This window comes from Sphingobium sp. UBA5915 (genome assembly GCF_002431195.1).
In the GTDB taxonomy this organism is placed as follows: Bacteria; Pseudomonadota; Alphaproteobacteria; order Sphingomonadales; family Sphingomonadaceae; genus Sphingobium; species Sphingobium soli.
On sequence record NZ_DJDV01000121.1, the window covers coordinates 1 to 25181 of the forward strand.

Here is a 25181-nt window from a genome sequence, read left to right on the forward strand (position 1 = left end):
CGGATGCAGACGCTGATGCCGACGCAGACGCTGATGCGGACGCTGATGCAGATGCGGACGCGGATGCCGATGCCGAGGCCGACGCGGATGCATACGCTGACGCTGACGCTGACGCGGATGCCGATGCCGATGCCGATGCTGACGCAGACGCCGATGCGGATGCCGATGCGGATGCCGATGCTGATGCGGATGCAGACGCTGATGCCGACGCTGATGCGGATGCGGATGCGGATGCAGACGCTGATGCCGACGCAGACGCTGATGCAGATGCAGATGCGGATGCTGATGCCGACGCTGACGCTGACGCTGATGCCGACGCGGACGCCGACGCGGATGCCGATGCGGACGCGGATGCTGACGCTGACGCCGATGCTGACGCTGATGCTGACGCCGATGCGGACGCGGATGCAGACGCCGATGTTGATGAGCCTGCGCCGCCTTCGGCTGCGGTGAATGCGTCTGGGACGGTGTGTGCGGGGGTGGGCGAACCGAACGCCCGGATCGAGATCCGCTCGGTAAACGGCGTACTGATCGGCAGCGGGATGGCTGATGCCGATGGCAGCTATGCGATCACGCTCGACCCGCCGCTCGACGATGGCGAGACGGTGCAGGTCACGCAGATAGACGCCGCAGGCAATGTATCCGCGCCGGCCCTCGCGATCGCGCCCGATCTGACTGCGCCGATGACCCCCGATGCGACGCTGGACAGTCCAACCAGTGTGTCCGGCACAGGCGAACCAGGAGCGACGGTCACGGTGTCGGACCGCGATGGAACGGTGCTGGGCACCGCGCAAGTCGGAACCGATGGCAACTTCACTGTGGCGCTGAGCGCCCCGCAGACCGATGGCGAGACGCTGAGCGTCACCCAGCGCGACGCTGCAGGCAACGAATCCGATCCAGCGCTGCTGGTCGCCCCTGACACCACTGCGCCCGAAGCGCCGACCGCCACAATCGCGGGTGACGGGTTGACCGTCACCGGGGCAGGCGAACCGGGCGCGACCGTCCGCGTCTTTGGACCGGGCGGCGCCCTCATCGGCTCTGCCACGGTGCTGGGCGATGGCAGCTACACGATTGTCCTCGACGAAGCGCAGACCAATGGGCAGATGTTGACGGCGATCCAGACAGATAATGCGGGCAATGCATCCGACCCGGTCGGGCTGACCGCGCCCGATCTGGATGCGCCCCTGGCGCCGGTGGCGGCGATCACGCCGGATGGCGCGATCCTGTCGGGCACGGGCGAGATCGGCGCCACCATCGAAGTGCGCGATACGGACGGGACGCTGATCGGCACCGATACGGTTCAGCCGAATGGCAGCTACAGCATCACCCTGACGCCGCCCCTCATCGACGGCGAAAGCGTGACCGTCATCCAGATCGACGCGGCCGGCAATGGGTCCGATCCCACCCCTATCGTTGCGCCCGACCTGACCGCGCCGGAAGCGCCGACGGGCCTGATCGCGGCCGATGGTGGATCGATCAACGGGACCGGCGAAATCGGCGCGACCATCCGGGTGCGCGACGCGAGCGGCGCGGTGATCGGTACGGCTACGGTCGATAGCGACGGCAATTATCGCGTCGATTTCGATCCCGCGCTGACCGATGGGGAAGCGCTGAGCGTCACCCAAAGCGACGCGGCCGGCAATGTGTCGCCCGACATCGACCTGATCGCGCCAGACTTCACCCCGCCACCTGCGCCGTCCGCGACGATCGACGGCACTGGATCAGTGGTGACGGGCACGGTGGTGACGGGTGAGGGCGTCGCCGGATCGATCATCGAGGTTCGCGATGCGGACGGCACGCTGCTTGGCACCGCGACGGTTGACGCGCAGGGCAATTACACGGTGATGCTCGACACGCCGCAGGTGGATGGCGAAGCGCTTGCGGTGACGCAGGTGGATGGCGCGGGCAATGTGTCCGATCCTACCCCCATCGTCGCGCCCGACCTGACCGCGCCGGAAGCGCCGACGGGCCTGATCGCGGCCGATGGTGGATCGATCAGCGGGACCGGCGAAATCGGCGCGACCATCCGGGTGCGCGACGCGAGCGGCGCGGTGATCGGCACGACTACGGTCGATAGCGACGGCAATTATCGCGTCGATTTCGATCCTGCGCTGACCGATGGGGAAGCGCTGAGCGTCACCCAGAGCGACGCGGCCGGCAATGTGTCGCCCGATATAGACCTGATCGCGCCAGACTTCACCCCGCCGCCTGCGCCGTCCGCGACGATCGACGGCACCGGATCGGTGGTGACGGGCACAGTGGTGACGGGTGAGGGCGTCGCCGGATCAATCATCGAGGTTCGCGATGCGGACGGCACGCTGCTTGGCACCGCGACGGTTGACGCGCAGGGCAATTACACGGTGATGCTCGCCACGCCGCAGGTGGATGGCGAAGCGCTTGCGGTGACGCAGGTGGATGGCGCGGGCAATGTGTCCGATCCCACCCCCATCGTCGCGCCCGACCTGACCGCGCCGGAAGCGCCGACGGGCCTGATCGCGGCCGATGGCGGATCGATCAGCGGGACCGGCGAAATCGGCGCGACCATCCTGGTCCGCGACGCAAGCGGCGCGGTGATCGGCACGGCTACGGTCGATAGCGACGGCAATTATCGCGTCGATTTCGATCCCGCGCTGACCGATGGCGAAGCGCTGAGTGTCACCCAGAGCGACGCGGCCGGCAATGTGTCGCCCGATATCGACCTGATCGCACCCGACTTGACTGCGCCTCCGCCGCCTACAGCGACCATCGGCGCGTTGGGCGCGGTCGTGACCGGAACGGGTGTCGCGGGCGCCGACATTGAAGTGCGATCGCAAGATGGCACTTTGCTGGGCACCGCGACAGTCAACGCCCAGGGCAATTACGCAGTGACCCTGTCACCGCCGCAAGTGGACAGCGAGCCGCTGACCGTCACGCAGGTGGACGGCGCGGGCAATGTCTCCGATGCTGTCGACCTGATCGCCCCGGACCTCACGCCGCCGGCCCCGCCGACCGCCGACATCGCTGGTGATGGCGCAAGCATGAGCGGCACGGGTGAGGTCGGCGCGACAATCACCATCACGGACCCTACCGATGTCGTGATCGGCACTGCGACCGTCAATGCGGATGGCGACTGGACGGCAACGCTTACACCCGCGCAAGTGCATGGCGAACCGCTGACGGTGGTGCAGAGCGATGCCGCCGGCAATGAGTCGACGGACGTGACCGTAGTAGCGCCCGACCTTAACGGCCCGGATGCGCCCGATCCGGTAACGGCGACCATCTCCGCCGACGGTGTGGTCGTGTCCGGTTCGGGCGAGCCGCTTGCGACCGTAACGGTCGCAGGCCCGGGCGGTATTCCGCTGGGCACGGCGCAGGCGGATGGTGATGGCAATTATAGCATCACCCTCGACACCCCGCAGCGGGATGGGGAAACGCTGGTCGTGGTGCAGACGGACGCGGAAGGCAACAGCTCTGTCCCGACGCTTGTCACCGCGCCGGACTTGACTGCTCCCGAAGCGCCAATAGCGATCATCGACGATAGCGGGTCTGTTGTAACCGGAACGGGCGAGGCGGGCGCAGATGTCACCGTCCGGGACGCTGGCGGAACCATTATCGGCACCGCCATGGTGGATGGCCAGGGCAATTACGCCGTCACTTTGAACCCCGCGCAAAATGACGGATCGACGCTGAGCGTCACGCAGACAGACGCCGCAGGCAATGAATCCGACGCGATGATGGTGCCCACGCCCGACCTGGTCGCGCCTGACGCGCCAACAGGGATGGTATCAGCGGATGGCAGCGCGGTGACGGGCAGCGGTGAAGGGGGCGCGACGATCAGCGTTACCGACGCCGCCGGCAATGTGCTGGGCACGGATATAGTGGATGGCAATGGCAACTACAGCGTCGCAATCACGCCCCCGCTGATCGATGGCGAGCCGTTGACAGTGGCGCAGACCGATGCAGCCGGCAACGCTTCGCCCTCCATCGGTCTGGTCGCGCCCGATCTTACCGCGCCTGATGCCCCGACCGGAACCGTCACGCCCGATGGCAGCGCGGTGACGGGCATGGGCGAGGCCGGTGCGACGATCAGCGTTACCGATGCCGAAGGATTGGTGGTGGGCACCGCTACGGTCGGCGTAAATGGCGCCTTCGTGGTCATGCTGAGCACCGCGCAAGTGAACGGCGAGACGCTGAACCTGGTCCAGACTGACGGGGCGGGCAACGCGTCGATCGCGGTCAATTTGTTCGCGCCCGACATCACACCACCTGCGGCGCCGGCCGGCACCATTACACCCGATGGCGCAGTGGTAAACGGCAGCGGCGAGCCGGGCGCCATCATCCAGATCACCGATGCCGCCGGCACGGTGCTTGGAACGGCGACGGTCGCCGGCAATGGCAGCTTCAGCGTGACGCTGGACGTTCCGCAGACCAATGGCGAGGCGTTGACGCTGGTGCAGACCGATGGGGCGGGCAATGATTCGCCGCAGGTGCCGATCACGGCGCCCGACATCACCGCGCCCGACGCCCCGACCGGGACCGTTTCTTCCGACGGCATGGTCGTCACCGGCACAGGCGAGGCGGGCGCGACGATCGAGGTTACGGACCCGGACGGCGCTGTCATCGGCACCGCGACGGTCGGCGCCAATGGTACCTATATTGCCGCGCTGGCGAGCCCCCAGGTCAACGGCGAAACGCTAGGGATCGTTCAGACCGATGCGGCCGGCAACATGTCCGACGATGTCGATGTCATCGCCCCTGACATAACCGCACCCGATGCGCCGACGGGCGTGGTCAATGGTGACGGCACAGTGGTGGATGGCACGGGCGAGCCTGGCGCTACCATCCGCATTACCGACCCCGAAGGCGTCGTGATCGGCACGGCCACGGTCGCGGCCAACGGCACCTATAGCGCGACGTTGACGCCGCCGCAGATCAATGGCGAGACACTGGGCGTCGTGCAAGCGGACGCGAGCGGGAATGCGTCGCCATCCGTTTCGACCATCGCACCGGATCTGACGGCGCCGGCTGCGCCCACCGGGACCGTCACATCCGACGGCACGGTCGTGACCGGCACCGGGGAGGCGGGCGCTACCATCCGCATTACCGATCCCGAAGGCATGGTGATCGGCACAGCCACGGTGGCGGCGAACGGCACCTACAGCGCCGCGCTGACGACGCCGCAGGTCAATGGCGAGATGCTGGGCATTACCCAGGCGGATGATGCCGGCAATGTCTCGCTTCCGACGACGGCAGTCGCACCCGACATCACGGCGCCAGCCGTGCCGACGGGCAGTGTATCGGCGACCGGCGTGATCGTCACCGGCACAGGCGAGGCGGGCGCGACGATCCGCATCACCAGCGCAACCGGCCAGTTGCTGGCGACCGCCATTGTCGCGGCCAATGGCAGCTACAGCGCCACGCTGTCGACGCCGCAGGTCGATGGCGAGAGCCTGACCCTGGTGCAGGCAGACGCGGCGGGCAATATTTCGCCACCGGTGCCGTTGACCGCGCCCGATATCACTGCGCCCGACGCGCCGACAGCGGCGATCGCCGCCAATGGCGGCTCCGTCACTGGCACGGGCGAAGCGGGCGCAACGGTCACGGTCCGCGACGCTGAGGGCATGATCCTGGGCACTGGCATTGTTGCTGCGGGCGGTAGCTATACCGTCACGCTCAGCCCGGCGCAGCGCAATGGCGAGGCGCTATCGGTCACGCAGACGGATGGCGCGGGTAACGAATCCGGCGACGTGCCGCTGACCGCGCCTGACCTGACCGCGCCTGACACCCCGACCGCGATCGTGTCGGCAAATGGCGCGACCGTCACGGGAACGGGCGAAGCGGGCGCGACCATCACCATCACCAACGAGGCCGGCGTCATCATCGGCACTGCGCTGGTGGCGGCCAATGGCAGCTACACCGTCATCCTGACCACGCCGCAGGCCAACGGCCAGACCCTCGACGTCATCCAGACGGATGCGGCCGGCAATGTGTCGCCCGAAATCAGCGTCGACGCGCCCGACATCACGGCACCGCCGGCGCCAGCCAATCTGGCAATCGACGACAGCGGCACCGTGGTGACCGGTGTCGGCGAAGCCGGCGCGACTGTGGAGGTGCGCGACGGCACCGGGACGCTGATCGGGACGGGTGTGGTCGCGGCCAACGGGTCTTTCCTCGTCACCCTGTCGAACCCGCAAATCGGCGGCGAGGATCTGACGGTGACGCAGACCGACCTGGCCGGTAACCAGTCCGACCCCGGACTGGTGGGCGCGCCATTCGACATTGCGGCTTTCGACAACAGCACTATCGCGCTGGTCGATCTGCTGCCGGTGACGACCCCGGTCAATCATGGCAATGCCAGCTATGTGGCGCTGGTGTCGCTGGGTATTCTCGATCTGGATGCGCAGGTCCTGGGTACGCCCAGCGTCGGCTTTACCGTAGCGGACGGCCACAGCCTGAACGCGGTCTTCACCTATGACGCCACGCTGAGCATCGGCGTTCTGAGCGGGTACAGCGTTGCCGTGCAGCAGTGGAACGGGTCGCAATGGGTCGCGGTCGACGGCGGCGGCGGTGCTTCCCTGCTTGAGCTGACGTTGCTGAACGGCAATCTGGTCAGCACAGAGGCGCTTGGGCCAGGGCAATATCGCGCTTTCGTGACGTTCAATGACGTTCTGGGCGTGGGCTTGCTAGGGTCGCTGAACGTATCGGGGACCGATGCGGATTTCACCGACGTGGGCAGCATTGTTCCGCAGCAGATCGAAGGCAATGTCATTACCGATGCCGGCCCGAGCGGCCAGGTCGATATCGTCAGCCCCCAAACGGAAATACAGAGCGTCACCGTGAACGGCGTGACCACGGCGGTGACCGCCGATGGCACGGTGGTGAACGGAGCGTTCGGCCGGCTGACCATCGATCTGGACGGAAGCTATAGCTACACGCCATCGGCCAGTGCAGCCGCGATCGGCAAGACGGATGTGTTCCAATATACGCTGATCGATCGCAGCGACGGGGAGACGGAAACGGCCAACCTGTCAATCGCGATCGGCAGCGACGACATCACCGCCGCGCCAATCGCCAATGACGACAGCGCCACGGCCGAGGCCCAATATCGCAATGTCGTGGAAACGGTGCCGACCAGTCAGGAATTTGCATTCAATACGCCTATCCTGAGCACGAGGTCGGGCAATGACAGTTTCTCTGTGGCGGCGAACAGCGAAGCGGACATTACCGTCACGGTGATCCGCGGCGGCACGATCGCCTTGCTACCGACCTACACCATCACGGTTCGCAACGGCGCCGGGCAGGTGGTCGACAGCTATACGGGAACCACGGTCGCCGGGCTGCCGCTTGGATCGGGCATCAGCCACACATTCGAGGATCTGCCATCTGGCAACTATACCTACACGGTGTCGAGCACCAATCTTCTGGGCACGGCCTATAGCTCGACGGTGTATATCAGCCAGTCGATCACGCATCTGGACCAGTTCGAGGTCGCAGGCGTCACCGGCACGCAGGGCGACCTGCTTGCCAACGATGTCACAGGCACCGACTTCCCGGTGGTGAAGGTGGGCACCGGCAGCGGTTTCGTCGAAGTCGGCGATACCCCCGTCACGGTTCAGGGTAGTTACGGCACGTTGACGGTGACGGAAACCGGCGATTACAGCTACACGCCGCGCGGCACCATCCCTTATTCAACGGTCGATCTGGTCGACAGCTTCACCTACCAGATCGTCCAGCCCAACGGCGTCACATCGACCGCGACGCTGAACGTCACCATCGATGTCGGCACGGGCGTGGCCGGGGGCGCGATATTGGCCGAACCGAGCAGCCTGATGATGGAAGAGGCGGTGCTGGCCAGTGACGAAAGCATGGTCGTGCGGAGCGCTTCGCCCGAAGCCGAGGCGTCGATGGAGGACGACGCGATGGCGTGCCTGTCTAGCGCGGACCTCATCATGGCGGCGACCCAGACGGAAACTGGCGAGATCGATCCGGGCGATCGGCCCCTCCCGTCCGATGCCGACGCGGCCGCATCCATGCCATCCGATGACATACTGGGCGAACTCGCCTATGAAATGTTTGAGGGACAAGGCCAGCTTGAAGATGTGCTGACTGCCTATCTTGACCGTCAGCCGATGCCGGAACAGGTCGCACTGGCCGCGCCAGTCGGTGAAGGGTCGCCTCATCCAGACGATCTAACGTCGATAGATGTGCCGCAGGATCCGCTCGCCTATCTGGCGCAACCGGAAGATTTGGAGAAGCATACAGCCAATAGCACCTCCCAAATATGACAGTGTTTGATAACATAAATCATAGAATTTGGATGACAATGGTGGCAAATCATTAGCTTATCGGTAATCTGTGTCGGGCATGCTGTTCATCACTGGATGAGGATGTGACCGACATGGGAACTTGGTTCCATAGCGGCAAAGCCTGTCTCGTAGCGGCGGGCAGCTGGATGTTCTTCACCGCTGCTGCGCCCGTCGGCCCGGCAGCGCCCCAGGCCGCCCCCCTGACGCTGGAAGCGGCGGCGCGCGAGGCCATCGCCTGGCATCCCGCGTTGACCCAGGCCGCTGGTGAACTCAACGCGCGTGAAACAGAAGTGGATGTCGCGCGCGCAGGCTATTCGCCGCAAATCAGCGCAGGGCTGGCGACCGGGCTGGACAGCCGGTTGACGGCAGACTGGCGGCCCCGTCCGCAGATCAACGCATCGCAGATGCTTTTCGATTTCGGGAAGGTGTCAAGCGCGGTGGATCTGGCGCGGGCGGGAACGCGCGTGGGCGAGGCGCAAATGCTGCTGGCGATCGACCAGCTGGTCCGCGACACCGGCTATGCGCTGATCGAGGTGCAGCGCGGCGAGGCGCTGCACGCCGTCGCGCTCGAGCAGCTGGAACGGGTGCGGGCGATCAGCGAGCTGGTCGGAAATCGCGTCGCCATGGGCGCCGCCACCAAGTCGGACCGGTTGCAAGCGCTTGCGCGCGTCGAAGCGGCGGTCGCGACATTATCGCAGGTGGAGGCAGCGCGCCGCCGCTGGTCTAGCAATCTGGCCTATCTGTTGGGACGTACCAAACCGCCCGACGAGGTAGCGGAAAATGCGCCTGGCTGGTTGATGTCGGCGTGTCGGCAGCCGCCCCCCGATTGGGGACAGGTGCCCGCCGTGATGGTGGCAGAGGCGCAACGGGAAGAGGCGTCGGCCGACCTTAAGCGCCGCCGCGCGGACCAGATGCCAACCGTATCGATCGGCGGAACTGGCACGATCGACGTGTCCGATCCCTTTTCCGATCGCCGCAGTGCCTATTCGCTGGGCCTTAACGTGACCGGCAATGTCTTTGGCGGCGGTATCAGCAAGGCGCGGGTGCGCGGCGCGACCTTTGCCTTGGAGGCTGCCGACGCCGCCGCCGAGCGCGCGCGCAACGAAGCCGAGCAGCGACTGGCCGAGGCCCAGCAGCAGATCGACAGCCTCAACGCCCTCCTGCAGACGCTGGCGTCGCGCCAGGACAATATGGACGAAACGGGCAAGCTCTACCGCATGCAGTATCTGCAGATGGGAACTCGGACGCTGGTCGACCTGCTAAACGCCGAGCAGGAATTCCAGCAGGTCCGGTTCGAGGCGGTCAACAGCGCCCATGATCTGCGTCGGCTGCAACTGGACTGCCTTTATAACTCTGGACGCACCCGCGCAGCCTTTCACCTGAGCGGCACCGTCGTGCGCGGGGTGACGTTGTGAAGATGACGCCGCCGATCAGTCCGGCCGACGCCACGCCAGTTGATAGCTGGCTGGACATGCTGCAGCAGGTCGCGCGCCATTATGGGCTGCCCAACAGCGGACAGGTCGCCAAGCTCACAGGCCTGTGGGCGGGACTGGACGGAGAACAGGCCCGGGTACGCGGCATGGCCCGGGCGCTGGGCCTGTCGGTGCGTTTTCGTCCGGTGGGCGGACGCGAGCCGCTGACAGGGTGGCGCCTGCCTATGATCGTGCGGATGGCGGATGGCGCGTTGGCCCTGGTCACGGCGATCGGAGAGGATGGCGAGGCGACACTGACGCTGTCGGGGGAAGCGGGACTGATGGCGCACCGCCCGATAGCCGACATTGCGCGCGAAGCGTCCATGGTCGTGATCGCCCGGCCGGCGCGCGCGGCTCCGGACATGCGGGTGGACCCCTATATCCATAAGCAGGAGGAGAATTGGCTGCGCCGCATATTGTGGCAGGACAGCCGATCCTATGTGCATGTGATGGTGGCATCGTGCATCGCCAATCTGCTTGGGTTGGCGGGCGTCATTTTTTCTATGCAGGTCTATGATCGCGTGGTCCCGGCCGAATCCTATCCCACGCTCTACATCCTGGCGTTCGGCGTCGCGCTGGCGATCGGGTTCGATTTCCTGCTTCGGCGGTTGCGGATGAACATCGTCGATGTGCTCGGCAAGCGGGCGGACCTGCGCATGTCGGACAGGGTGTTCGGCCATGCGCTTCACGTCCGCAACCGCGCTCGGCCGACATCGACGGGCACTTTCATAGCGCAATTGCGCGACCTGGACCAAGTGCGCGACCTGCTGACCTCCACCACCGTGGCGGCGATGGCTGACCTGCCCTTCTTCCTGATTTTTCTGGTGATCCTCTGGTCGATCGGCGGGCCATTGGTGCTGGTGCCGATCGGCGCGCTGATCCTGCTGATCCTGCCCGGCTTGCTGGCCCAGCGGAAATTGCGGGTCTACGCCACCGCATCGATGCGAGAATCGTCGCTGCGCAACGCCATGCTGGTAGAAGCCGTGCAGGGCATCGAAGACATCAAGTCGCTACAGGCGGAGGAGCGGTTTCGCCAGCACTGGAACCGGTACAATGCCGAAGCAGGAGAGGCGCAGCTGAAACTGCGCGGCCTTACCAACAGTCTGACCGTATGGACGCAGAATGTGCAAAATGGCGTTTACGCCGGCATCGTGTGCGTGGGCGCACCGATGGTGATCGCCGGGGACATCACGACGGGCGCCCTGGTGGCTTCCTCCATCCTGGGATCGCGGATGATGGCGCCCATGTCGCAAGTGACGGCGCTGCTCAGCCGGTTTCAGCAGTCGCGGGTCGCAATGGGCAGCCTCAACCAGATCATGCGCCTGCCGGTGGATCGGCCCGAAGCCGAACATCGCATCTCCGTCGATGCGATAAAGGGCAGCTTCAGTGTCCGCAGCGGCGTTTTCACCTACGCGGATCCCAACAGCCCGCCGGCGTTGAGCATCGATGCGCTGGAAATCGGCGCAGGGGATAAGATCGCGCTGCTGGGCCGCAACGGCGCGGGCAAGTCGACGCTGCTGCAAGCCCTGTCCGGCATGTTGCCGCCAGTGTCGGGAGAAATGCTGATAGACAATCTGGCGATGCACCATGTGGACCCTGCGGACCTGCGCCGGGACGTCGCCTTCCTGTCGCAAAACAGCCGCCTGTTCCACGGCAGCATCCGCGAAAATCTGACGCTGGGGGCGCCCGATGCGTCCAATGAGGAAATCGTGTCGATGCTGGCGATGTCCGGCGCCCTCCAGTTCGTGCGCCGCCTGCGCAGCGGTCTGGAGCATGTCGTTCTGGAAGGCGGGCAGGGGCTTTCAGGCGGGCAGGTGCAGTCGCTGCTCCTGGCCCGCATGTTGCTGCGCCATCCGCGCGTGGCCCTGCTGGATGAGCCGACTGCCGCCATGGACGAGGTGTCGGAGCGCAATTTCATCGACGGCCTGAAGGGGTGGGCCGAGGGGCGGACACTGGTGGTGGCGACGCACAGGATGCGCGTGCTGGAACTGGTGGACCGGGTGATCGTGATCGACAATGGCGCCATCCTGCTGGACCAGCCGCGCGATGCAGCGCTGCGCACCATGCAGGCCAACCGGGCGAGGGTGGCATGACCAGCACGGTGATGGACGATGACTGGCAGTTCGACGATGACGGGCGTGGCCGCATCAGGAGTGCGCGGCGGCTGGTCTGGCTGCTCGCGGCGCTGTTCCTCGTCGCCTTTTGCTGGGCCTGGTTCGCGCGGCTGGACGAGGTGGCCAGTGGCAGCGGACGTGTCGTGCCCACCAGCCGCGAACAGGTGATCCAGTCGCTGGAAGGCGGGATATTGGCCAAACTGATGGTCCGGCAGGACGATATCGTGCACCCTGGCCAGATCGTGGCGCAGCTCGATCCGACCCAGGCGGGATCGACAGTGGAGGAAAGCGCCGCGAAATATCGCGCAGCGCTTGCTAGCGCGGCGCGGCTGCGGGCGGAGGTGACAGGTTCGGCGATCGCCTTTCCAGCCGAACTTGATGACTATCCGGACCTCAAATCGTCGGAAAGCCGGTTGTATCATGACCGGCGTAGCAGCCTTGCCAGTTCCGAACGACTAATCGACGAATCGCTCGCCCTCATCAGCAAAGAGGTCAAGATCGGTGAATCCCTGATCGAGGTGGGGGCGGCCAGCAATGTCGAGGTGCTGCGGTTGAAGCGTCAGCGCGCCGAGTTGGCGCTCAAGAAGGCGGACCTTCGATCGCAATATCTGGTCGAGGCGCAGCAGGAACTTGCCAAGGTCAGCGAAGAAGTGGAAGCGCTCGGGCCGGTGGTGCGTGGTCGGTCCGACACGCTGGAGCGGTTGACCATCCGATCGCCCGTGCGCGGAGTCGTGAAGAGCATCGAGGTATCGACCATCGGCGGCGTGATCGCGCCCAACGGCGAAATCATGCAGATCGTGCCGCTGGACGACCAATTGTTGATCGAAGCGCGCATTTCGCCGCGCGATATCGCGTTCATCCACCCGAACCAGCGCGCGACGGTCAAGATCACCGCCTATGACTATTCCATCTATGGCGGGCTGAATGGCGTCGTTTCGAGCATTTCGCCCGACACGATACGGGACGAGGCCAATCCAGACATATATTATTATCGCGTATTCGTGCGGACCAATTCCGTCGCGCTTGTCAACAAGGCGGGCAAGCGCTTCCCGATCGTGCCGGGCATGATCGCGACTGTCGACATCCACACTGGCAGCAAGACCGTGATGCAATATCTGATGAAACCGCTCAACCGGGCGCGCGAAGGGCTGCGCGAGCGATGAGGCCGACGCTGACGGACAGGCTGGCGGCAATCGGCGATCGGCTGGCGCATATCGACCCGATCATGATCGACGGGACGCCGGGCGTCGTGCTGTTCCTGTCCTACACCGACGGCGAAACGCGTGCACGCACGCTCCGCTTCGCCGGCCCGAACGCGCAAAGCTGCTGGGCCGCCGCTGAGACCACGCTGAAGCGGGCGGCGCCTGAAGGCTGCTGGCTGCGGGTCGACTGGGCGCGGGCGGTAGAGCAGATCGACTGGCGCGACCTGCGCGCGCGCCTTGGGCGGACGAAGCGCAATTATTTCCGCTTGGGCATCGCACTGGACGGACGCTTGGAGCGCGCCTTCCTGGAGACGGAGATTAACGCCAATGCCATGCTCTATGGCGGCAAGGGGCATCCCACCGCGACCCTGAACGAGGCGAATTTCCGGCGCTATGCACGGATCCGCCATGACGCCGACGCGCTCGATTTCAGCGATGACGCGCCGGTATGGCTGTTTTCGACGGCCGGCCTGTTTCAAGGAGAAAATGGCGTCATTCATGCCATCCGGCAGCAGGGACGCAATGCCGGGCGCCGGACTGTCGAGCAATTGGATCCCGAACTGCTCCAGCAGATGATCGCCGACGGCAGCGCCTATCTGGCGTCGCAGGTGAGAGAGGATGGGCGCTTCCATTATGGCTGGCATCCCTGTTTTGACAGGCCAATCGCCGCCTATAACAGCCTGCGCCATGCCAGCACGCTCTACGCCATGCTGGAAAGCTGGGAGGTGACGCGTGCGCCGAAAGTGCTTGCAGCGATCGAGCGCGGACTGGGTTATCTTGAGCGCGCACTGATCCGGGAGGTCGCCCTGCCCGACGGCTCACCGGCCGCGTTTCTGATCGACGCGGGCGAAGAGATAAAGCTGGGCGGCAATGCGGTCTGCGTGCTGGCGCTCGTGAAGTATAGCGAGTTGTTCGCATCCGACCGATATCGCCCGCTGCTCGATCGGCTGGCGCAAGGAATAGCATATATGCAGGATGCGGCCAGCGGCGGCTTCGTCCATGTCCTCCAATATCCAACCTTGCGCGTAAAGCAGCCCTTCCGCATCATCTATTATGACGGCGAAGCGGCATTCGGGCTGATGCGGCTCTACGGGTTGACCAAGGATCCGCGCTGGCTGGCGGTGGCGACCCGTGCAGTCAGGCACTTCATCGCGGCCGGTCATGCCGCGGCCCACGATCATTGGCTCGGCTATTGCGCCAATGAACTTACCCGCCATTGCCCCGAAGAAGCATGGTTCCGCTTTGGCCTGGACAATGTCCGGGACTATCTGGATTTTGTCGAACATCGGATCACGACCTTCCCGACGCTGCTGGAATTGATGATGGCGGCGCAGGGGATGATCGATCGATTGGGCCAGGATCCTGAACATCGCCATCTGCTGGACGATTTCGATCGCGAGCGGTTCGACAGGGCGCTACACGCGCGCGCCCATTACCTGCTCAACGGCCATTTCTGGCCGGAACTGGCGATGTTTTTCGCCAACCCGCGCCGAATCGTTGGCAGCTTTTTCATTCGCCATCACGCCTTTCGCGTGCGGATCGACGATGTCGAACATTATCTGTCGGGGCTGGTCGCCTATCGCCAGCATCTGCTGCGCCAGCGCACGGCAGATGCCAACGAGATCGGCTGGACCGCGCACAATGTAGCGCGCGCAACGGGCGGGACATGGGTTCGGTCTCCGCCCGAAGATTGGCGAGCGACAGGCTTGAGCATCTATCGTCCGAGCCTTCAGGACGGCGATATGGTCGTGATGCGCGGAGAGGATGACGCCGAGCGTGGCATCCCGCCGCGCCAGGTTAACCGGGTAAAACCACAGGCTCGGGGCATCATTACCAGCGCGCCGCAGGCATTTGCCGATGCAGAATTGCCGGTTTTGTCGGTGCGCAACAATGGCGACGCGGTGCTGGCTCTAGGTCGCTACGCTCGGTTGATGATGCGCGGCAAGTTGATCGGCGTCACCGGGAGCGCCGGCAAGACAACGATGGTCGCGATGCTGGCGCAGGCTCTGCGGCCATGGGGAAAGGTCGGCACAAGCCGGCTGAACGCCAATCTGCCACATGGCATCGGCTGGAACCTGGCCTCGATCGCCTGGGATACGCCGCATGTCGTCATGGAGTTGGCGATCGGGCGCATGAAACAGAATGCGGCGCTGGCGCGGCCGGACGTCGCCGTCTTTACCAACATCGCAGCCGCGCATCTGGAATTTCATCATGACCTCGCGACGGTGGCACGCCGCAAGAGCGCGATTTTTGAAGGGATGGCTGCCGGCGCGACGGCCATCCTCAATGCCGACATGGCGGAACTGGCGCGGGTGCGCGCCCTGGCACTGGCGCGCGGATTGAACATAGTGAGCTATGGTGAGGCCCCCCGAGCCGACATCCGCCTGATCAGTCGTAAGGGCGACTTTCTGGAAGCCGAGACGCCTTCGGGACGCATGGGCTATCATCTGGCCACACCCGGCCGGCACATGGCGGTCAACAGCCTGGCGGTACTGGCCACGCTGCATGCGCTGTCGCTCGAACCCGATCGCGGAATGAGCGCGCTGGAAGGTTTCCGGCCGCTCGCCGGCCGCGGAGACGTGGCGGCGCTGCGCGTTCAAGGCAAGCGCATCCTGCTGATTGACGAGGCGTATAATGCCAACCCGGCATCGATGGCCGCCGCGCTGGAATTGCTGGGCGCGCAGGCCGGCGGCCGTCGCGTGGCAATATTGGGTGAGATGCTGGAACTGGGCCCGGGGGCGGAGGGCTATCATGCCGATCTGGCTCCGTTGGCCGCGGGTCTTTCCATTGATGTCGTCCATGCCGTGGGGCCGCTTTACGCGCGCTTCTGCGCCGACCTGCCGCCCCGCCACCGTGGCATCCATGCGCCGGATCTCGCGACGCTGCACGCCCGTTGGCCAGAGCTGATCCGCGATGGAGACATTGTGCTTGTCAAGGGATCCCACGGCAGCGGCGTTCATGAGATTGTTCGAGCCATCCAGGCGGAGGCTGATACGACCGCGATGCCGCGTTCGCCGGCATTGCTGGCGTCATGAAACCAAGTTTTTCAAGGAATTGACATATTCTTAACTACTCATCTTCAAGCTCGACCCTGCTCCACGAGAACATGATGCAAGGAATTCTGCATGGGCTCGCGTGATTACAGCATGGCCAAGCGGGGGAACGGCACCAAGCCGAGCCGGTCCTTGGTGGCGCTGGCGCGGCAAACCCAGCAAGCGCGGATCAATTGCTCGCAACATTTTCCCAAGCATGTGTTCCGCGATGCAGCCTGGGACATCATGCTGGAATTGTTCATCGTCGCCGAGGAAGGACGCAATATGTGCGTCAAGGAAACCATGGCCGTATCCGGAGAAAGCGCGACCAGCACCATGCGCCGTATCGAGGGGCTGGAGGAGGCCCGACTTGTTGCGCGACGCTACGACCCGATTGATCATCGCCGCGTCATCGTCGAACTGAGCGAGAATGGGCGTCAAGCGATGATCGCCTTCCTCGTGCATTTGTTCGAAGCAGGCGAGGCGGCATCCGAGCAGGGAGGGACGACGAAACCTGTATCGTTCATCCCGATGGCGAACAATCGACAGAGAGGGCTTGGCGAGATGGAGTAAGAAAGCAAACACTTCGACATCGCCCTATATCGTTACGCCGTCTGGCCGCGGCGCGTCAGGATGCGAAGAGATCCCCCTGGCGGGCGGGCGCGTTCGTCCTGGGTGGGGCAGGCCGGCTGGAGACCAGTGCTCTGGCGCGTCCGGTCAATGTGTAGACCGCCTGACGCTGGGCGCCGCGATTGAGATGGTCCACGCGATAGCCCTGATAGTGTCGCTTGAGCAATCCGGCCTTTACCAGTTCCGATGCTGCCCGACTCAAATTGGTCTTTCCTGAAGCGCGCACGCGCACCTGTACTTCATCGTGAACCAATTTTGCGTCCGCCTCTGTGTCTCCGAGGATCTGACCGTTGGCCCGCAACTCTTCCCGCACGCGTTCGATCAATGCCAACCGGCGCGGATCACGCTGGCCCATTGGCGTCAGTGCGTCACACAACCAGTCGCGCAAAGGCACGAGGCCGTCTTCGACCCGCACCACCGGTCCTGCGCTGCCATCGGGCCGCGCCACATCGGCGATCAGCGTCAGCAGCATGAAGGCATAACGCGGGCGTGAGCAGCAATGAGCCAATTGGTCGAGCAACAGCGAAATGTCGCTGCCGCCCACCATGCGGGACGGAACGGATGCGTGAAACATATCGTGAATCAAGCACAAAGCTTTGCAGATGGGAATCCCGTTTTTCAGCCGAGTCGCGCTTTGTCGGCTGTGACACTTTACCCACCGGCAAAGTGTCACAGCTGAAACATCATAAGCGGATTAACCAGAACCTAAATGTGGGCCAGTAATTGCGGCCCGGCGTAAACGGACACCCGCTGGTTGGCGTGACCAAAATGGTCCCGGTCGAAATGCGCGCTAGCGCAGCTTGTCGAGTGTGAGGGGCAGGGCGCGGATTCGTTTTCCCGTAGCGTTGAACACCGCGTTGGCGATGGCGGCGGCTACACCTGTGGTGCCGATCTCTCCAATGCCGCGCGCGCCGAGTGGGGTACGGGGGTCGGGGATGCCGGTCCACAGGACATCTATATCGGGCACGTCCAGATGCACCGGGACATGATAGTCAGCCAAGGACGTGCTCATGATGCGGCCGGTCCGTTCGTCGAGCAGCGCTTCCTCAGTGAGGGCCATGCCAAGACCCATGACCATGCCGCCTTTAAACTGGCTGGTCGCCGTCTTGGCATTGAGAATGTGGCCACAGTCGAAGGCACCCACGAGCCGGTCCACGCGAATTTCTCCGGTCACGTCGCTGACGCGCAATTCGCAGAAATTCGCCGAGGTGCTGTGCATCGCATATTTCATGATCTCAAGCGGCGCTCCGCTTTCGCCCACGACGCTTAATTCCTCCCGCCCTGACCGGCGGAGGATGGAAGCGAAGCTCTCACTGCGGGAGGGATCCTCGACACTGCGCAAGCCCCCGTCGGCGAACTCGGCCTCAGCGGGCTTGAGGCCGGCGAGGGGGGTATCATTACCCGAGAGCCGCAGCAATTCGGCGACGAGCTTCCCGCTCGCCGCGCTGATCGCGGCGGCTAGCGATGCAGTCTGCGAGGATCCGCCGGCAAAGCTGGCGAAGGGGAGGCTTGAGTCCCCGATCGTCACCGTAACACGATCAAGCGGAAGGCCAAGGCGATCGGCAGCGTGCTGACGTTGCACCGTCGCCGTGCCCATGCCCATTTCATGCGCGGCGCTGGCGACATAAGCGTCCCCGCCGGTGTCGATGGTGATCCGCACCGAGGTGCCGGGCATCCGCATGAAAGGAAAGGTGCCGCTGGCGCAGCCCATGCCGATCAGCCACTCACCCTCGCGCCGCATTCCCGGCTGGGCTATGCGCCGGTGCCAGCCGAAGCGCGCGGCGCCCATATCATAGGCCTCCATCATCGCGCTTTGCGAATGTGGCGCGCCACTGACCGGATCGCGGGTCGCAACGTTGCGGCGGCGCAGTTCGATGGGGTCCATGCCGATGGCATATGCCAGCTCGTCCATCGCGCATTCGATCGCGAATGTGCCTGGCGTCTCTCCCGGCCCGCGCATGAAGCTGTTCGCCAGCAGATCAAGATCGACATAATGCTGGACGATGTCGAAGCTTTCGCAAGCGTAGAGGGATCGCCCGGTAAGGGTGAACCCTTCATCGCAGATGCTGTGCAGCGGTTTGACGCCGTAGCCATGGTGAAGCAGCGCCTTGAGCTTGCCGTCCGCATCCGCAGCCAGCGCCACCCGCTGCTCCGTCTGCGTTCGCCCGCCGATCAACCTTTGCATATTGGCGCGCGTGAGAGCGACGCGCACGGGACGATCGGCGAGCTTCGCAGCAGCCACGCCGAGAATCTGGTGGTCCCACAGGCCCTTGGCGCCAAAGCCGCCGCCCACATAGGGCGAGCTGACCTGAACATCGCCTTCCTTCAGTCCGAATATCTTCGCGAGCGAACCGGCAGTGCCGTGGATCATCTGGGTCGCGTCGTGAACGATCAGCTTGCCGTCTTGCCAGACGATCGTGGTGGCGTGCGGCTCGATCGGATTATGGTTTTCCCATGGCGTCGTGTAGACGGCGTCGATCTTGAACGCCGCTTCCGCGAGCTTCTTGGCGGCGTTGCCCTTGTCGAGCCTGTTCTTTTCGACAAGCATCGATTCCGGCGTATAGGCGCTGGCCTTGCCTTCCTCGAACCGTGTGCGCGCCGGCGCGGTGTCGTAACCCACGCGGATCAGTGTCGCCGCATGGTCGGCCTGTTCACGGGTTCCGGCCAGAACCACCGCCACGACCTCGCCATTCCAGCGTATTTCGGCATCCTGCATGATCGGCAATGTGTGATTGCCCGCGGCCTTCAGGTTCGTCATGCCGATTGGCGGCGGGACCGCCATTTTAGGCGCGTTGCGATGGGTCATTACCAGCGCGACGCCCGGCGCCGCCTCGGCTGCGGACACATCCAAATCAGCAATGCGGCCGCGCGCGATCGTGGAATGAACAAAGGCGGCGTAAAGCAGATTTTCCATTGGTACTTCGGCGGCAAACCGAGCAGCGCCGCGCACCTTGTCGGGTCCGTCAACGCGCGACTGCTGCCCGCCAAGCGCCACCCGCTTGTCGATCAGCGGATCGGGCGTGCCCCCCGGCAGCCAGCTTGCGGGCACATGGCCGATCACGGCGCGCACGCCGCCGACGATGGCGTTTTGAAGCTTGGTCATGCGTTCGCTCCTGCAAGGGCGGTCAGGACGGCGACCGTCGTTCGTTCTACGAGGCCGATCTTGAAGGCGTTGCCGGACAGCGGCTGGGCATCGACGAGTTCTTCGCGGATCGCAGCCAGGAAAGCGTCGGGCGTCGGCGCCCGGCCGAGCAGAGCGTGCTCGGCCCGGCTTGCCCGCCAGGGCTTGGCGGCGACGCCGCCCAGCGCGATGCGGATTTGCGTGACCTGCCCGTTGGCGAGCGACAGGCCGCCCGCGACGGAGATCAACGCGAAGGCGTAGCTGGAACGGTCGCGCACCTTGCGATATTCGGAGTTCGCGATCGCATCCGATGGCGGCGGCAGTTCGATGCCGGTAATCAGCTCGCCGGGCTTCAGCACTGTCTCTATTTGCGGCATATCCCCCGGCAAGACATGGAAATCCATCAGCGGCACCTGCCGTTCGCCGGCCGGCCCGGATAGATGAACCACGGCGTCAAGCATGGCGAGGGCGACGCACATGTCGGAGGGGTGCGTCGCGACACATTGGTCCGACGCGCCCAGTATCGCGTGATAGCGATTGAAGCCGTCGAGCGCATCGCATCCGGCCCCAGACTGCCGCTTGTTACAGCGCGCGCCATCGACATCGTAGAAATACATGCAGCGTGTGCGCTGGAGGATATTGCCCCCGACCGTCGCCATGTTGCGGATTTGCGCCGAGGCGCCGGCGAGCAAAGCACGCGCGAGTACGGGATAGCGACTGCGGACGATCGGATGGGCTGCAAGTGCGGCATTCTTGACCGATGCGTCGATGAACAATCCGCCGCCTTCGATTTCGCGGATGGCACCGTCCAGGCGGCTGATGTCGACCAAAGCGCTTGCTTGTTCGACATTCTGGCGCAGGAGGTCGACCAGATTGGTCCCGCCACCCAGAAATCGACCATCGGTGCCGACACGCGCAAGGGCGTCCGCCCCGTCCGACGCTCGGATGTAGGTCAGGGGGGTCATGCCGCGGTCTCCGCCAGCATCGCCTCGATGGCTTCGACGATACCATTGTGCGCACCACAGCGGCAAAGATTGCCACTCATGCGCTCGCGTATCTCCGCGCGCGTCGCGACCGGTGGCCCGGCGGCGAGATCATGGGTCACATAGCTGGGATCGCCGCGGCGCAATTCCTCGGCCATGGCGATTGCCGAGCAGATCTGGCCGGGCGTGCAATAGCCGCATTGTAGCCCATCATGCTCGACAAAGGCGCGCTGCAACGGGTGAAGATCGTCACTTTCGCCTGAGAGGCCCTCGATCGTCCGAACGTCGCGGCCTTCCGCCTGCGCGGCCAGCGTAAGACAGGACAGGACGCGATCACCATCGAGAAGAACCGTGCAGGCGCCACAGGCACCCTGATCGCACCCCTTCTTCGTGCCGGTAAGATGCAGATGCTCCCGCAAGAGATCGAGCAGCGAGACCCTGGCGTCGTCCGGCGGTGAAATCTCGATGCCGTTCACGCATATCATCATACGTCGCTCCATTCCTGACGGTTTGCCAACCATGCCGCACCGCATACGAAGATACAACGACGGTCGGACTATTCAACTATCGTTGTAGACGATTTTGGTAATCATTGCGATGAACCGGTCCCTTTCATCGGGCGACAGCCGCGAGAGCATGAGCATATATATCTGTCGATAGGCCTCGACCTGCGCCTTGGCATAGGCTTCGCCGTCCTTGGTGAGCGTGAGCGCCACGGCGCGGCGATCGACTTCGATCCGTTCCCGCTTAAGAAAGCCGCGCCTGACAAGCCGGTCCGTCGCCGAGGACAATGTTGTCTGGGGCACGCCGAGAAAGCGAGCAACATCAGTCGGGCCGCAACCAGCGTGCTCGGCAATATAAAGCAACACTGCCTTATCCAGTTCGGCAAGCGGCCGCTCGGCGCGCCGCGCCTCGGCCAGCTTATAGCGGCGCGTAAAGGTTTCAAACGCATTGCCGAGCGTGGCAAGCTGGTCTTCAGTCGGATCAGTCATTCATTCCGCATATCCCGTTAGGGCCGCTTTGGGCAATGATCCGACGTCGATGGCAGGTCAGGACCGCAGAGCCGTTATCGGCTATGTGTGAGCCGTTTAGCGCTTTCAAAATCGTCCGGTCTCCATGTCTGGGCTGTGGTGTGCATGCATGGCCTCATGGATGGTTCTTCATCCGATGCGCGGCCGGTCGCTGCATTGGCCTGATGGCAGGTCGCCATAGGCTGCTAGTGAGTACCCACAGGAATTGGGAACGGTCCGTATTTGGTAAGTGACAATACGGCGCTGACCGGCTGGTATGGGTCGGCATATGCCGGAAGCTCCCGAGATACCGCGGTTATTCGCTGGCAAAACAGAAATGGCAAAACAGCTGACTATTTAACATAAGATATATTATCGGTTTTCTTTTGGTGCGCTTAGCGGCTTATGCCTGTTCGAAAAACCGAATTACAGCTGAGGCTCCTGGAGAGAATGCGATCCCGGAGAAGCCCCTACTCCATGCGGCGCGGTATGTTTCAAAAGCGGATCGATATCCAGCCAGCAAGGAAATCGGAGCTGCTATAGCCCGCTTTGGTGAGCGCCGGGCCGGCTGCGAAATGTTCGTAGCGCCCTGTGAAGGACAGCCGCGGCGTAATCGACCAGACGAGTTGGAGCCGGGCCACATCACCGATCTTGGCTGAGCGGACATTCTGGGTACCCGCGAAGGGCTGACCGCTGGCGCGATAGACGGCGTCGGTTACGCTGTCCCGCCAGGCAAGCTGATATTCAGCTGTGACGCGAAGCCGGCGTGTCAGCGAGACCGTGAGGTTGGGAGCGATTGTGATCAGGTTCGATGGCGTCAGGAACAGCGCATAGCTATAATAGATGTTGTTGCCGAACGGCGCGTAGGCATTGCGCAGCTTGCCATCGCCATAGCCGCCCCCGCCGCTCGCATAGTCGGCATGGAAGCCCATGCGCGGTGCGGAGCGGGACGACCCGAGGCGATAGGTCTGGGCCAGGAATATCTGCCAGGCGTCCGTCCGCTGATCGATGAAATGGCCCCATTGATGGTTGGCCGACCAGTCGATCGTCATCCGCCCGACTTCGCCCCACAGGCGTGCACCGAAATAATGGCGTGTGGCGGGGCCGACCCGTCCGCCCCAGGTGCCGACGCGATTGCGGCGGCGCCAGAGAAAGGGATCGAGATAAAGTTTCGATCCACCAAGCCAGCGGGTGGGCAGCGCGAACCCCATCGTCAGGCCCGAAAAGCGCCGTTCGGGGTCGATCACGTCGTCGTCCGTTCCAAGGTCGCCATATTGCGTCGGGCGAAGGTCGAAGGCGTCGATCCGCATCTTCGGTCCACGCCCCCATGCCCGCCAGCCATTCAATGTGTAGCGGATCGTGTTGTTGTCGCGTTGAGACACCAGAAGGTTCGGCCCATCGGTGAACTCCTGCCGACCATAGCGGACACCCAGCGCCACGTCGCCCACGGTCGCATTCCCCTCCACGAACGCCTGCTGCACCACGATGTCGTTGCGTAGCGTCGCCGGAGGAGCGCCTAGTTCCACGCCCGAGATGCCCCCATGCGCCAGTTCGCCATAGACGCGCAGGTGCGATCCCAGATGCAGATCGGCGCCGCCGACGAAGCGGCGGATGTCCTGCCGCTGGGCGCGCGCCTCCCGCAGGTTGGGATTGGTGGTGTGGTTGATGCGCAGCCGCGCCTCGCCTGATAACGTGAGATACACCTCCTTGCCGGCGCTGAGCGGCAAAAACTTAAGACGATCGAAAAGATCGTCGCGCTCTGCCGGATCGCGCATCACGCGCCAGTCCTCGGCCCACCGCGACAGGTTGTAGCCGCCTGGACTGGCGCCTTCCCCGATGGCGTTGCTGGGGTAGCCGGTGACGGCAGGTGATACGGTATCCGGGATCGACGCCCCCCCGCTTTGGGTCTGCTGGGCCAGCGCGGCTGGGAAAGCCCCGCTGGCGAGTGTAGCGACGAGGCCGCTGGCGATCTGGGCGCCGGTGTAAGGCATGATTGCGACTTACTCGGCCGGGACTGTGTCAGGGGTAAACACCCGGCCGGCCATCGCGTCTTTGAAACGATCGCGGTCTAGCCGCCCCTCCCAGCGCGAAACGACGACGGTAGCCACAGCGTTTCCGATGAAATTGGTGAGGCTGCGGCACTCGCTCATGAAGCGGTCGACGCCCAGGATCAGCGCCATGCCGGCGACCGGCACCGATGGCACGATCGAGAGCGTCGCGGCAAGGGTAATGAAGCCCGCGCCGGTGACGCCGGCTGCTCCCTTGGACGACAGCATCGCGACCCCCAGCAACAGCAATTGCTCGCCGATCGACAAATGGACGTTGGTCGCCTGCGCAATGAACAGCGCAGCGAGGGTCATGTAGATGTTGGTGCCGTCGAGGTTGAAGGAATAGCCGGTCGGCACCACAAGGCCTACGATCGACTTGGGGCAGCCTGCGCGTTCCATCTTTTCGATCAGGCTCGGCAGTGCGCTTTCCGACGAGGATGTGCCGAGTACGAGCAGCAACTCGGCCTTGAGATAGGCGATCAGGCGGAAGATCGAAAATCCGGCGATCCAGGACACGGTGCCGAGAACGACGATGACAAACAACAGGGACGTTAGATAAAAGGCGGCGACGAGCGTCGCCAGATTGGCGAGTGTGCCAACGCCATATTTACCGATAGTGAACGCCATAGCGCCGAAAGCGCCGATAGGGGCCGCTTTCATGACGAGTGAAACGACCTTGAACACGGCCAGCGACAGATCGTCGAGCGCGGCCAGGATACGGTCGCCGCGATCGCCAATCAAGGCCAGGCCCACGCCGAAGAGGATGGCGACGAACAGCGTCTGGATGATGTTGCCCGCAGTCAGCGCCGACAGGAACGTGTCGGGGATGATGGCGAGCAGGAAGCCGATCAATGTCGTTTCATGCGCCTTGGCCGCATAGCCCGCGACCTTGGAGGCGTCGAGCGAGGCGGGGTCGATATCGAGCCCTGCGCCGGGCTGGACGATGTTGGCGACGATAAGGCCGACGATCAGCGCCAGCGTTGAGAAGAACAGGAAATAGGCGAAGGCCTTGCCAGCGACCCGTGCAACCGAAGCAAGATCGCGCATCCCTGCGATGCCGGTCACGATGGTCAGGAATATGACCGGCGCGATGATCATCTTAACGAGCTTGATGAAGCCGTCGCCAATGGGCTTGAGGGCCTCACCTGTTGCCGGCGCGAAATGCCCTAGAAGGACGCCTGCGAGGATCGCCGTCAGCACCTGCACATAGAGGCTGGCATACCATGGGCGTCGCGCAGTCTTCGCCACGCCGCTATTCATATCCATTGTCAACTTTGTCACGCG

The 25181-nt window shown here is 64.0% G+C and carries 14 protein-coding genes; 7 read left to right on the plus strand and 7 right to left on the minus strand.

What is annotated here, in order from left to right:
• The 7 genes from B2V90_RS21255 to B2V90_RS21285 form a co-directional block, all read left to right on the plus strand.
• Positions 1–453: hypothetical protein (locus tag B2V90_RS21255; protein WP_293923066.1), on the plus strand; the 453-nt coding region annotated here is incomplete at its 5' end.
• A gap of 26 nt (positions 454–479) precedes the next feature.
• Entirely contained in the window at positions 480–8264 is a 7785-nt protein-coding gene (locus tag B2V90_RS21260; protein ID WP_293923068.1) for a BapA/Bap/LapF family large adhesin, read from the plus strand.
• A gap of 113 nt (positions 8265–8377) precedes the next feature.
• Positions 8378–9700, plus strand: coding sequence for a TolC family protein (locus B2V90_RS21265; protein WP_228222889.1), 1323 nt, complete (start codon positions 8378–8380; stop codon positions 9698–9700).
• A 2-nt stretch (positions 9701–9702) separates the two neighbouring features.
• Complete coding sequence (locus B2V90_RS21270) at positions 9703–11850, plus strand: type I secretion system permease/ATPase (protein WP_228222888.1); 2148 nt, start codon at positions 9703–9705, stop codon at positions 11848–11850.
• Positions 11847–13034: an HlyD family efflux transporter periplasmic adaptor subunit gene (locus B2V90_RS21275; protein WP_228222880.1), complete on the plus strand. Its 1188-nt coding sequence runs from the start codon at positions 11847–11849 to the stop codon at positions 13032–13034. Before B2V90_RS21270 ends, B2V90_RS21275 begins: the two co-directional genes overlap by 4 nt.
• The gene (locus tag B2V90_RS21280; protein WP_293923069.1) at positions 13031–16108 is read left to right on the plus strand and encodes a UDP-N-acetylmuramoyl-tripeptide--D-alanyl-D-alanine ligase; all 3078 of its coding nucleotides are present in this window, start codon (positions 13031–13033) and stop codon (positions 16106–16108) included. The genes B2V90_RS21275 and B2V90_RS21280 overlap by 4 nt, the downstream gene beginning before the upstream one ends.
• A 90-nt stretch (positions 16109–16198) precedes the next feature.
• Entirely contained in the window at positions 16199–16678 is a 480-nt protein-coding gene (locus tag B2V90_RS21285) for a MarR family transcriptional regulator (protein WP_009823615.1), read from the plus strand.
• A 55-nt stretch (positions 16679–16733) separates the two neighbouring features.
• On the opposite strand, the gene B2V90_RS21290 is transcribed toward B2V90_RS21285, so the two are convergent.
• The 7 genes from B2V90_RS21290 to B2V90_RS21320 all read right to left on the minus strand — a co-directional run bounded on the left by B2V90_RS21290 (position 16734) and on the right by B2V90_RS21320 (position 25163).
• A complete protein-coding gene (locus tag B2V90_RS21290) occupies positions 16734–17309 on the minus strand; it encodes a hypothetical protein (protein ID WP_228222878.1) in 576 nt (191 codons plus the stop codon).
• Positions 17310–17525: 216 nt separating this feature from the next.
• Complete coding sequence (locus tag B2V90_RS21295; RefSeq protein ID WP_228222877.1) at positions 17526–19838, minus strand: xanthine dehydrogenase family protein molybdopterin-binding subunit; 2313 nt, start codon at positions 19836–19838, stop codon at positions 17526–17528.
• Positions 19835–20821 carry an FAD binding domain-containing protein gene (locus tag B2V90_RS21300; protein WP_228222876.1) on the minus strand — a complete coding sequence of 329 codons (987 nt, stop codon included), beginning with the start codon at positions 20819–20821 and terminating at the stop codon, positions 19835–19837. Before B2V90_RS21300 ends, B2V90_RS21295 begins: the two co-directional genes overlap by 4 nt.
• Positions 20818–21327, minus strand: a complete 510-nt coding sequence (locus B2V90_RS21305) for a 2Fe-2S iron-sulfur cluster-binding protein (RefSeq protein WP_228222875.1) — start codon at positions 21325–21327, stop codon at positions 20818–20820. Before B2V90_RS21305 ends, B2V90_RS21300 begins: the two co-directional genes overlap by 4 nt.
• A 72-nt stretch (positions 21328–21399) precedes the next feature.
• On the minus strand, positions 21400–21831 hold the full coding sequence (locus B2V90_RS21310) for a MarR family winged helix-turn-helix transcriptional regulator (RefSeq protein ID WP_228222874.1): 432 nt from the start codon (positions 21829–21831) through the stop codon (positions 21400–21402).
• 512 nt (positions 21832–22343) lie between these two features.
• Entirely contained in the window at positions 22344–23840 is a 1497-nt protein-coding gene (locus B2V90_RS21315) for an alginate export family protein (RefSeq protein WP_228222873.1), read from the minus strand.
• 9 nt (positions 23841–23849) lie between these two features.
• Complete coding sequence (locus tag B2V90_RS21320) at positions 23850–25163, minus strand: dicarboxylate/amino acid:cation symporter (protein ID WP_228222887.1); 1314 nt, start codon at positions 25161–25163, stop codon at positions 23850–23852.
• Positions 25164–25181: the final 18 nt, after the last annotated feature.

Bases quoted from the DNA above. Each gene is read 5' to 3' on its own strand.
- B2V90_RS21265 (WP_228222889.1), top strand. From the start codon at position 8,378: ATGGGAACTTGGTTCCATAGCGGCAAAGCCTGTCTCGTAGCGGCGGGC.
- B2V90_RS21270 (WP_228222888.1), top strand. From the start codon at position 9,703: ATGACGCCGCCGATCAGTCCGGCCGACGCCACGCCAGTTGATAGCTGG.
- B2V90_RS21275 (WP_228222880.1), top strand. From the start codon at position 11,847: ATGACCAGCACGGTGATGGACGATGACTGGCAGTTCGACGATGACGGG.
- B2V90_RS21280 (WP_293923069.1), top strand. From the start codon at position 13,031: ATGAGGCCGACGCTGACGGACAGGCTGGCGGCAATCGGCGATCGGCTG.
- B2V90_RS21285 (WP_009823615.1), top strand. From the start codon at position 16,199: ATGGGCTCGCGTGATTACAGCATGGCCAAGCGGGGGAACGGCACCAAG.
- B2V90_RS21290 (WP_228222878.1), bottom strand. From the start codon at position 17,309: ATGTTTCACGCATCCGTTCCGTCCCGCATGGTGGGCGGCAGCGACATT.
- B2V90_RS21295 (WP_228222877.1), bottom strand. From the start codon at position 19,838: ATGACCAAGCTTCAAAACGCCATCGTCGGCGGCGTGCGCGCCGTGATC.
- B2V90_RS21300 (WP_228222876.1), bottom strand. From the start codon at position 20,821: ATGACCCCCCTGACCTACATCCGAGCGTCGGACGGGGCGGACGCCCTT.
- B2V90_RS21305 (WP_228222875.1), bottom strand. From the start codon at position 21,327: ATGATGATATGCGTGAACGGCATCGAGATTTCACCGCCGGACGACGCC.
- B2V90_RS21310 (WP_228222874.1), bottom strand. From the start codon at position 21,831: ATGACTGATCCGACTGAAGACCAGCTTGCCACGCTCGGCAATGCGTTT.
- B2V90_RS21315 (WP_228222873.1), bottom strand. From the start codon at position 23,840: ATGCCTTACACCGGCGCCCAGATCGCCAGCGGCCTCGTCGCTACACTC.
- B2V90_RS21320 (WP_228222887.1), bottom strand. From the start codon at position 25,163: ATGGATATGAATAGCGGCGTGGCGAAGACTGCGCGACGCCCATGGTAT.